The 2,551-nt window shown below is 42.5% G+C and carries 2 protein-coding genes; both read left to right on the top strand.

From position 1 onward, the window contains the following. The coding region (locus ABZB17_RS22175; RefSeq protein ID WP_372653797.1) for a glycoside hydrolase family 92 protein at positions 1–1,575 on the top strand (1,575 nt) is incomplete at its 5' end. 166 nt (positions 1,576–1,741) lie between these two features. Further along, positions 1,742–2,551 (top strand): hypothetical protein (locus tag ABZB17_RS22170; protein ID WP_372653794.1); only part of this gene is annotated, 810 nt, incomplete at its 3' end.

Below are 2,551 nucleotides of genomic sequence, written 5' to 3'. Positions count from 1 at the left end.
GACGAGGTTTTATTGAAAGCTGGAATTTCATACACTTCAATCGAGAATGCCGGGAAAAATATAAGTGCTGAATTACCTGAATGGGACTTTGACCATATTGTGAGCGATTCGCAGAACGAATGGAATGCCCTGTTAAATCGTATTCAAATTGAAGGCGGAACAGAACAACAGCAACGACGTTTTTACACCGATCTTTGGCACGGATTACAAGGTCGCCGTACTATTAGCGATGCAAACGGAGCTTACCCGGATTATACCGGTGAAGAATTTCGTGTTGGCCAGTTACCGTTAGATGAAAATGGAATCCCAAAATTTAACCACTACAATTCAGATGCTTTTTGGGGAGCACAGTGGACAATTAATACGCTTTGGGGGCTGGTTTATCCTGAAATTATGGACGAGTTTGTTCAGTCTATGATGGTGTATTATGCCGATGGAGGATTGGTTCCACGCGGCCCTTCAGGCGGAAACTATACTTATGTAATGACCGGTGCATCGGCCACCCCCTTTATAGTTAGCGCTATTCAGAAAGGCATTGTAACTGAGAACCTGGAAGAAATTTATCAGGCCTTGAAAAAGAATCACATGCCCGGTGGAATTATGGAAAAAGCGGGATATGAACATAAAACCAACCTGGGTGGTGGACTGAAATACTACATTGAAAAAGGATATGTTCCACATCCGATACCGGAAGGCAACTTTGGATTCCACCAGGATGGTGCCAGCCTAACCATGGAGTACGCATACCAGGACTGGACATTGGCGCAATTGGCAAAAAAGCTGGGGTACACCGAAGATTACAAGTATTTTATGGCACGTTCAAAAAATTATAAAAATGTGTTCAACAACGAATCAACGTGGATGTGCCCTAAAGATGTGAATGGAAAATGGCGGGAGAATTTTGATCCGTATGAATACGAAAATGGGTTTAATGAATCGAACGGGGCACAATCAACCTGGTTTGTGCCGCACGATATTGAAGGGCTGGCTCAATTAATGGGAGGCAAAGAAAAAGCAGTGGAAAAACTGAATCAACAATTTGAAACGGCTGAGGAGTTAGGATTTACATCCGGTGGTGCACACGATAAAGAGTTGCACCCCGAATACCGTCGGGTTCCAATTAACTACGGAAATCAACCATCCATTCAAACCGGACATGTATTTAATCTGCTCGATCGCTCCGATTTATCGCAATACTGGATTCGAAAAGTGGTAGATAAAGCCTTTAGCGGACTCTCTCCTGCAGCAGGTTTTAATGGAGACGAAGACCAGGGATTAATGGGAAGTCTATCGGTGTTGTTAAAAATTGGTTTATTTCAAATGAATGGCGGCACCGATGAAAACCCGGAATACCAGCTTGGCAGTCCAATCTTTGATAAAATTACTATTCAGCTGAATCCTGATTATTATACGGGTAAAAAGTTTGTAATAGAGGCTGTAAATAACGAACCAAATCATGCGTTTATCCAGTCGGTGAGATTGAATGATGAAGCCCAAAACGAGCTTTCTTTAACACATTCCGAAATTACAAAAGGCGGACACTTGAAAATAGAACTTAGGGCCGACGCCAAATGATTGAGAGGTAAATTGAGCGGCTATTGTCAGTAGTAGTATAGTAAGCGCTAAAAAGGGGGACTTAATGGCAAATCGCACGATTAATTACAAACAAATGAGGTATTTTTTGCTTGTTTTTTGTTCATTTTTATTGTGTGCTGTGGTAATAAGTTGCTCCAGTCAACATATGACGGTCGGGAATATTCAGGTTCCACAAGAAAGGTCAATCCAGTGGAGCAACGAATCAGCATTTCGGGATTCCATTATTTGTGTTTGGGCCAATAATACGGTTGAGTACGGAAAAGAAAAAGGAAAGGTACATAATCCGAGAGTTATATTGGCGCGGCTGCATTCGAAAACGGATATCAGTGAAACCAATCAAATCATTGCGGGGATGGAGCCCTGGGGAGTATCCGGCTCGTCATGGTTGCTCAATAAACATGGGGACTACGATTTCTCTTTAACCGTATTAACAACAATTTTATGGCAATTTGGAAATGAGCCTGACTTATTATTCCCGAAAACAGTTCATCATTTGCTACATGTTTTGCTCACTGAAGAGGGGAACAAATTCCGCAAGTCGGCTCCTAAAACTTTGGGGCTGGCTCCCGAAACAGAGAATCATTTGCTGATGACAGAGGGATCGCGTTACCTGAAAAACAGGTGGCTGGCCTTGCATGGCAATAATAACCCGAAATACGACAATATAGGCAATGGAATGGAGTCCAAAATACTGGATCTGTTAAACGAAATGAAAAGAGATGGATTGTATGAGTTTAATTCCATGCCATATGTGGGTTATACCATCACCGCCTTATTAAATCTCGAAGCTTACGCATCAGAGAGGATTCGCCGAGAAGCTCGGGCTGTATTGGATTACATGAACTATTGTTACGCTCTGGGGAGCTACAATTATAAATATTTTCCTCCCATGAGAAGGCGATACGAACGGGCCAGTTGGCATGAGCTCACAACAGGATACCACACTGTTTTTATG

This window comes from Draconibacterium sp., assembly GCF_041583095.1.
GTDB lineage: Bacteria > Bacteroidota > Bacteroidia > Bacteroidales > Prolixibacteraceae > Draconibacterium.
The sequence above is the reverse complement of the archived record's forward strand: the minus strand, read 5'-3'. Positions and strand labels throughout refer to the sequence as shown.